The sequence below is a fragment of the Stenotrophomonas sp. INTA L402-1 genome (assembly GCF_059295135.1).
On the sequence record NZ_JCAFWP010000019.1, the window covers coordinates 74,130 to 81,355 of the forward strand.

At 67.5% G+C, this 7,226-nt stretch carries 8 protein-coding genes; 4 read left to right on the forward strand and 4 right to left on the reverse strand.

The genetic code is table 11. From position 1 onward, the window contains the following. Positions 1–196: 196 nt before the first annotated feature. On the forward strand, positions 197–1,501 hold the full coding sequence (locus AC5O77_RS12675; protein ID WP_049462710.1) for a hemolysin family protein: 1,305 nt from the start codon (positions 197–199) through the stop codon (positions 1,499–1,501). Continuing rightward, on the forward strand, positions 1,485–2,144 hold the full coding sequence (locus AC5O77_RS12680) for an exopolysaccharide biosynthesis protein (protein WP_032128944.1): 660 nt from the start codon (positions 1,485–1,487) through the stop codon (positions 2,142–2,144). The genes AC5O77_RS12675 and AC5O77_RS12680 overlap by 17 nt, the downstream gene beginning before the upstream one ends. Positions 2,145–2,236: 92 nt before the next feature. On the opposite strand, the gene AC5O77_RS12685 is transcribed toward AC5O77_RS12680, so the two are convergent. The 4 genes from AC5O77_RS12685 to AC5O77_RS12700 form a co-directional block, all read right to left on the reverse strand. Continuing rightward, positions 2,237–2,734 carry a pyridoxamine 5'-phosphate oxidase family protein gene (locus AC5O77_RS12685; protein WP_478057077.1) on the reverse strand — a complete coding sequence of 166 codons (498 nt, stop codon included), beginning with the start codon at positions 2,732–2,734 and terminating at the stop codon, positions 2,237–2,239. A 68-nt stretch (positions 2,735–2,802) separates the two neighbouring features. After that, on the reverse strand, positions 2,803–3,798 hold the full coding sequence (locus AC5O77_RS12690) for an LLM class flavin-dependent oxidoreductase (protein ID WP_478057078.1): 996 nt from the start codon (positions 3,796–3,798) through the stop codon (positions 2,803–2,805). Positions 3,799–4,020: 222 nt separating this feature from the next. Beyond that, entirely contained in the window at positions 4,021–4,788 is a 768-nt protein-coding gene (locus tag AC5O77_RS12695) for a sulfurtransferase (protein WP_049421507.1), read from the reverse strand. 304 nt (positions 4,789–5,092) lie between these two features. Next, positions 5,093–5,458: a DUF6164 family protein gene (locus AC5O77_RS12700; protein WP_032128940.1), complete on the reverse strand. Its 366-nt coding sequence runs from the start codon at positions 5,456–5,458 to the stop codon at positions 5,093–5,095. Positions 5,459–5,529: 71 nt separating this feature from the next. Here AC5O77_RS12700 and AC5O77_RS12705 point away from each other — a divergent pair, with 71 nt between their 5' ends. Together AC5O77_RS12705 and AC5O77_RS12710 are read left to right on the forward strand one after the other, a co-directional pair. Then, complete coding sequence (locus tag AC5O77_RS12705) at positions 5,530–5,964, forward strand: FKBP-type peptidyl-prolyl cis-trans isomerase (protein WP_004152813.1); 435 nt, start codon at positions 5,530–5,532, stop codon at positions 5,962–5,964. Further along, positions 5,951–7,198: a TIGR03862 family flavoprotein gene (locus AC5O77_RS12710; RefSeq protein ID WP_478057079.1), complete on the forward strand. Its 1,248-nt coding sequence runs from the start codon at positions 5,951–5,953 to the stop codon at positions 7,196–7,198. Before AC5O77_RS12705 ends, AC5O77_RS12710 begins: the two co-directional genes overlap by 14 nt. The last annotated feature ends 28 nt before the right edge of the window (positions 7,199–7,226 follow it).

Sequence of the window (7,226 nt, forward strand, 5' to 3'; positions counted from 1 at the left end):
TGGAAGCCCCAACCTGAACAGGCGGTTGCCACCCTGCCACGCCCCTTTGCTAAGATGCCAGCGCGCCTTCGGGCGCACCTTATGGACGACGACCCTTACCCCCCTGCGCCGCGCCGGACCCTGTTCCTGAGCGCCAGCCGCCATCGCAAGCACCCGCCCTCCCTGCCACCAACCGGGGACGACGCCCGTGTTTGAAATGATCCTGATTGTCTTCGCGCTTGTTCTGCTGAACGGCTTCTTCGCCATGTCCGAGATGTCGGTCATGACCTCGCGCAAGAGCCGCCTGAAGCAGATGGCCGCCACCTCCAAGCGTGCCGCCAAGGCGCTGGAGCTGTCGGAGAAGCCGGAGAGCTTCCTGTCCACTGTGCAGATCGGCATCACCGTGATCGGCGTGCTGACCGGCTACCTCGGCGGTGAAGCACTGGGTGAAGCCTTCGCCGGCTGGATCCAGGGCCTGATGCCGGGCTTTGCCTACGCCGGCAACGTCGGTACCACGCTGGCGGTCAGCCTGATCACCTTCATCACGCTGATCTTCGGCGAACTGGTGCCCAAGCGCCTGGCACTGACCCGCTCGGAGGCCATTGCCGGCCTGGTGGCGATGCCGATGAGCTGGCTGGCCAAGCTGGCCCTGCCCTTCGTCTGGCTGCTGTCCAAGACCACCCAGCTGGTGCTGCGCCTGTTCGGCCTGGGCAAGGATGAAGTCGCCTCGGTGACCGAAGAAGAGATCCGCATGCTGGTGGCCGAGAGCCACGAGGCCGGTGTGATCGACGCCCACGAGCGCGACATGATGAACCGCGTCATGCGCCTGGGCGACCGCACCGCCGACAGCCTGATGACCCCGCGCAACCGCATCGCCTGGCTGGATACCCAGGCTGGGCTGGAGCGCAACCTGGAAATCATGGCCGAGCACGAGTTCTCGCGCTACCCGGTGCTGCGCGACAACGACATGGACGTGGTCGGCGTGCTTGAACTGAAATCGCTGGCCACACGCATGGCGCGCGGCGACAACGCGCTGTTCCAGACCCTGCGCGAACCGCTGTACGTGTCTGAATCCACCCACGCGATGAAGCTGTTGGAGATCTTCCGCGAGGAACAGCAGTCGATGGCGCTGGTGGTGGACGAGTACGGCGAAATCCAGGGCCTGGTGACCATCAGCGACCTGATGGGCGCGGTGGTCGGCCGCCTGCAGGCGGTGGAGAACGCCGACGAAGATGCGTTGGTGGTGACCCGCGAAGACGGTTCGCTGCTGGTGGACGGCTCGCTGCCGATCGAGGACCTGCGCGAGCTGATCGGCAGCAACGATCTGCCCGATGCCGAGGATGGCGATTACTACACGCTGGCCGGCATGTGCATCCACTACTTCGGCCGCATCCCGCACGCGGGCGAGTACTTCGACTGGGCCGGCTGGCGCTTCGAGGTGGTCGACCTGGATGGTGCGCGGGTGGACAAGCTGCTGCTGCGTACGCTGTCCGACGAGCAGGCCGATGAGCTCACCGCCTGAGGCCGGCCAGGGTCCGGGCGTTGAGCGCCCGGCCTACCGTAACGAGGGCATCCGCACCCTGCTGGAGATGTTCGCCTCCGGCGACCCGGCCGAGCACATGCCGCTCGGCCAGATCCTGTGCAACCTGCAGCAGAGCGCGTTCGGCGTGTTCCTGTTCGTGGCGATCCTGCCATCGTTCATCCCGATCCCGGGCATGGGCGGCGCGGTCAGCGGCCCGCTGGTGATCCTGATCGGCCTGCAGATGCTGTTCTGCCTGCGCCGGCCGTGGCTGCCCGGCTTCATCGCCCGCCGCGGGCCCAAGCGCGGCACCATGCACCGCTTCCTGGACCGCATCGACCGCCCGCTGCGGCGGTTGGACAAGATGCTGAAACCGCGCCTGCCGCAGCTGCTGACACCGCTGCCGGCGCATGCCTTCAGCGGCCTGCTGCTGGTGTTGCTGGGCCTGCTGCTGTCGTTGCCGATTCCCTTCACCAACTTCCTGTTCGGCTTCCAGCTGCTGCTGTTCTCGCTGGCACTGCTGGAACGCGATGGCGCGCTGATGCTGTTCAACTGGATCGCGGCGCTGGCGGCGATCGCGTTCTTCGGTTTCAGTTCGGGGCAGCTGGTGGGCTATACGGTGGAGCTGTTCCAGCGCTGGTTCTGAGCCGGAATCCGGTAGAGCCGGCCGCTGGCCGGCTGCCACGTTTCCTGGTTTGCCGGCCAGCGGCCGGCACTACCAATACCGGACATCGGCCATCATCGAAGGTCGATGAATCCGTTGTCGGCCAACGCCGCCGGTTCGTCCTGCACGGCTGACAGCACGAAACTCAGCGCTGTGCCCAGCAGCGTGCCCGGTCCATCCCAGTACTCGGCCGAGTCGGCGCGCACCTGGATCAGGCGCAGGTTCGGGTCGTCCTTGCCGCCCGGGAAGAACAGCTTCATCGCTGGCGACCACAGTTCCTCGATCTTCGTGCGATCATCAACCACGCGCGCGCGCCCGGCCACCGACACATAGGTGTTCTTCGATGGCGAGGCATAGGCCACGTTGACGCGCGGGTCGAGCGCAATCTCGGCCACCTTCGGGCTGTCGGCAGTGATGACGAACCACAGATCACCGTCGAAGGTGACCTGCTGGGTGGCCAGCGGCCGGCTGTAGAGGCGGCCGTCGACGCCGGTGGTGGTGAACATCGCCACCTCCACGTCCTTGATCAGTTCTGCCAGTTGGGCAATGTGTTCGGCGCGGGTGTCGGCCATGTGGGGGCTCCTTCGATATGAGCCCCCATCAGACGCGGTTCGGCCGCAATGGGCCGTGACGCAATTGTTCAGCCCGCGTGGCGGGCGTGCCAGGCCTGCATCGCCAGTTCGAACGAGCGCAGGCGCGCACGGTGGTCATACAGGTTGGCGGTGAGCATCAGCTCGTCCGGCTTGTGGCGCTCGACAAACGCGGCGATGCCTTCCGCCACCTGCTGCGGATCCCCCAGCACGGTGCAGGCCAGTGCCCGCTCCACGCCCACTTTTTCGTGCGGCTCCCAGAAGGACTCGATGTCGTCGATGGGTGCCGGAATCTTGCCCGGTCGGCCACGACGCAGGTTCACGAAACTCTGCTGCTGGCTGGTGAACAGGCGCCGCGATTCGGCTTCGCTGTCGCTGGCAACGACGTTCAGGGCCAGCATCGCGTGCGGCTGCTTCAGCGTGGCCGAGGGGTGGAACTCGCGTCGGTATACCGCCAGCGCTTCGTCCATCACGTCCGGTGCGAAGTGCGAGGCGAACGCGTATGGCAGGCCCATCGACGCGGCCATGCGCGCACCGAACAGACTGGAACCGAGGATCCAGGTCGGCACCCGCAGGCCACCACCCGGAACCGCCTGCACCGCCTGCCCGGGCTGTACCGGTTCGAAGTAATGCAGCAGCTCGCGCACGTCCTGCGGGAACTGGTCGGCGCTGTCGAAGTAGCGGCGCAGTGCACGCGCGGTCGGCTGATCGGTGCCCGGCGCACGGCCCAGGCCGAGGTCGATGCGGTCCGGATACAGCGAGGCGAGCGTGCCGAACTGCTCGGCCACCTGCAGCGGCGCATGGTTGGGTAGCATGATGCCGCCGGCACCGACGCGGATGCGCTTTGTACCACCCGCCACGTGACCGATCAGCACGGCGGTGGCCGCGCTGGCGATGCCAGGCATGTTGTGGTGTTCGGCCAGCCAGTAGCGGCGGTAGCCCAGCGCATCGGCGTGCTGGGCCAGTTCCAGCATGTTGGCGAAGGCAGCGGTGGTGTCACTGCCCTCGCAGACCGGGGCCAGGTCAAGGATCGACAACGGGATCATCAGCAGTTTTCCGTCACAGGATCCCCCATGCATGGGGTCGGCCGGGCGCGGCGGCCAGTGACGGTGGCGGGATGCTGATTCCCGTGGGACGGGTTCAGGGCCCGCCGGACCGATCCGGGGTGCCCTGATCCGCGCCAAGCGCGATTGGTAGTGCCGGCCGCTGGCCGGCATACAGGTAGATCGCTTCGCAGCCGGCCAGCGGCCGGCTCTACCAAGGAAGCGTCAGAACGCGCTGGGGCGCGGCTCCGGCAGCGGCTGGTCGACCATCGGCTTCAGCTCGGCATCCAGCGCCACGCGCTCGTCGAACACGAAGCAGCGGCCTTCGTAACCTTCGCCGCCCACCTCCTCGAAGTAGCCGAGGATACCGCCATCGAGCTGCAGCACGTTGTCCATGCCGTCGTTGACCATCCACAGCGCGGCCTTCTCGCAGCGGATGCCGCCGGTGCAGAAACTGACCACGGTGCTGTCCTTCAGCGCCTCGCGGTGCGGCGCCAGCGCCTCGGGCAGGTCGGTGAACTTGTGGATGGGCAGCACCAGCGCATCCTTGAAGGTGCCGTACTCCACTTCCTGCAGATTGCGCGTATCGAGCATGACCACCGGCTTGCCGGCGTCATCATGCCCCTGCCGCAACCAGCGCTGCACGGTAGCCGGATCGACCGCCGGTGCACGCGGATACTCCAGCGGCTGGCCGTCATCACGGCGGAAGCTGATGATCTCGTCCTTCACCTTGGCCTTCAGCCGCGCGAACGGCTGATGCTCGCTCAGGCTGGTCTTGACCCGCATATCGGCAAAGCGCGCATCGGCATGCAGCGCGGCATAGAAACTTTCGACCGCCTCCGGCGCACCCGCCAGGAACAGGTTCAACCCCTCGCCCGCCACCAGGATCGTGCCGCGCAGCTGCGCCGCCTCGGCGCGCGCCAGCAACTGGTCGCACAGGGCCTGGGGAGCGTCGATGACGGCGAAATGGTAGGCAGCGGTATTGGCGATCATCCCGCCATTTTAGCGCCTCCCGCCCACACAGACAGATTCAGGGGGTCAGAGCCCTCTGCGCGGCAGAGGAATCCGACCCCCGGCAGGTACCCAGAACTTGTCAGAGGCAGGGCGGTGTGGGCAGGCGGGACCGTTGGCGCCATGGATGGCGCCATCGAGCCCCCAAGGATGGGTTTACGGCGTGTCCCGCCTGCCCACACCGCCCTGCCCACCACGGATTGCCTGCTGTTGCTGTTGCTTTTGCTGTTGCCGGCCAGCGGCCGGCACTAGCGGGTGCCGGGTGCAACCCGGCCAGAAGCCCCCCTTACCCCCGCAACAGCACGAACGGCAGCAGCACCAGCGCCGCCGCACCGGCCATCGCCAGCAGCACCAGCACCACATATACCGGCCGGCGCCGGAACAGGCTGCCGAAGGTCTCCGCCGTCCCCTCGCGCAACGCCTGCTCGCGCTCGGCACGGATGCGCGGCCCGCGTTCGGCCTGGTACTCGGCCATCAGCGCCTTCGCACGCGGATGATCGGCGTCCTCGCGCAGCCACAGGCCGCCGTTGGAAATGCCCCAGGGGCTGGGTTCGGTGCGATACCAGGCGATGCCGTGCTGGTCGAGCAGCGTGCAGACATCGGCGTATTCGTCGTCGCCGACATTGCGCAGATTGAGCAGGAGTTTTGCCATGCCCCCCATGATACCCGGCGCCGATGCGCTACCCTTGCCGCCCTCGCCCTGCGCCCTTCCGGAGACGCCCGATGCGCCGCCTGCTGCTTCCCCTGCTGCTGTCCCTCGCCGCCGTTGGCTGCTCGACCGAACCGTCCGGCCCACCGCCGGGTGGCACCCTGACCACCTTCGAGCGCATCGATACCGTCCCGGGCACCGGCACCGAAGCCGTTGCCGGCAACAAGGTCACCGTGCACTACACCGGCTGGATCTACGACAACCGCACCGAAACCAAGCACGGCAAGACCTTCGACAGCTCGGTCAGCCGTGGCGAACCGTTCACCTTTGCGCTCGGCGCCGGCCAGGTCATCCGCGGCTGGGATGAGGGCGTGGCCGGCATGAAGGTCGGCGGCAAGCGCACCCTGATGATCCCGCCGGACTACGGCTACGGCGACCGCCGGGTTGGCCCGATCCCGGCCGGCTCGTCGCTGGTGTTCGATGTCGAGCTGCTCGATGTCAAACCGTAATACCGCAACGCCTCCACGGGTCGCCGTCATCGGCGGCGGCCCGGCCGGCCTGTTCGCCGCCGAGCGCCTGCGCGCGGCCGGGCTGCAGGTGGACCTGTACGAGGCCAAGGGTTCGCCCGGCCGCAAGTTCCTGATCGCCGGCAAGGGCGGGCTCAACCTCACCCATTCCGATCCGCGGCCGCTGTTCGACAGCCGCTACCGCGAGCAGGCCTCTGCCGTGGGACGCTGGCTGGACGGCTTCGACGCGCAGGCGCTGCGCGACTGGGCTGCCGGCTTTGGCGTGGAGACCTATGTGGGCAGCTCCGGCCGCGTGTTCCCGGTCGACCGCAAGGCAGCCCCACTGCTGCGCGGCTGGGTGCGCCGCCTGAAAGAACAGGGTGTGCGCCTGCACGCCAACCACCGCTGGATCGGATGGAGCGACGACGGCGCCCTGCGATTTGAAACCGAAGACGGCGCCGTTGAAGTGCATGCCGATGCTACCGTGCTGGCCATGGGCGGCGGCAGCTGGCCGCAGCTGGGCAGCGACGGCGCCTGGGTCTCGCCACTGCAGGCACGTGGCGTGGACATTGCGCCGCTGCAATCGGCCAACTGCGGCTTCGACATCGACTGGACGCCGTTCTTCGCCCAGCGCAATGCCGGCGCACCATTGAAACCGGTGGTCGCGCACTGGACCGACCTGGCGGGACAACCGCAGTCGCTGCAGGGCGAATGCGTGGCCAGCGAGTACGGCATCGAAGGCAGCCTGATCTACGCATTGGCCGCAGACCTGCGCGAGACAATCAACCGCGATGGCCACGCCATGCTGTGGCTGGACCTGGTGCCGGGACGCGATGAAGCACGCCTGCTGGCCGATCTGTCGCGCCCGCGTAAGGGTCGCAGCTTCGGCGAACACCTGCGTCGCCAGGCCGGCCTGGATGCAGTGAAGGCCGCGCTGGTGTTCGAAATCCTTGGCAAGGACGCGGGCCACGACCTGCCCATCGTGGCCGCCACGCTCAAGCGCCTGCCGTTGCGCCTGCTGCGTCCACGGCCGATGGCCGAGGTGATCAGCACGGCTGGCGGCGTGCGCCTGGATGCGCTGGACGATGGCCTGATGCTGCGGGCAGTGCCCGGCGTGTTCTGTGCCGGCGAGATGCTGGACTGGGAGGCACCTACCGGCGGCTATCTGCTGACGGCGTGCTACGCCAGTGGCCTGCGTGCTGCGGAAAGCGTGATCGGGTGGCTGGCGGCGCGTTGACACCTGCGTCTGTCTCTTATACACATCT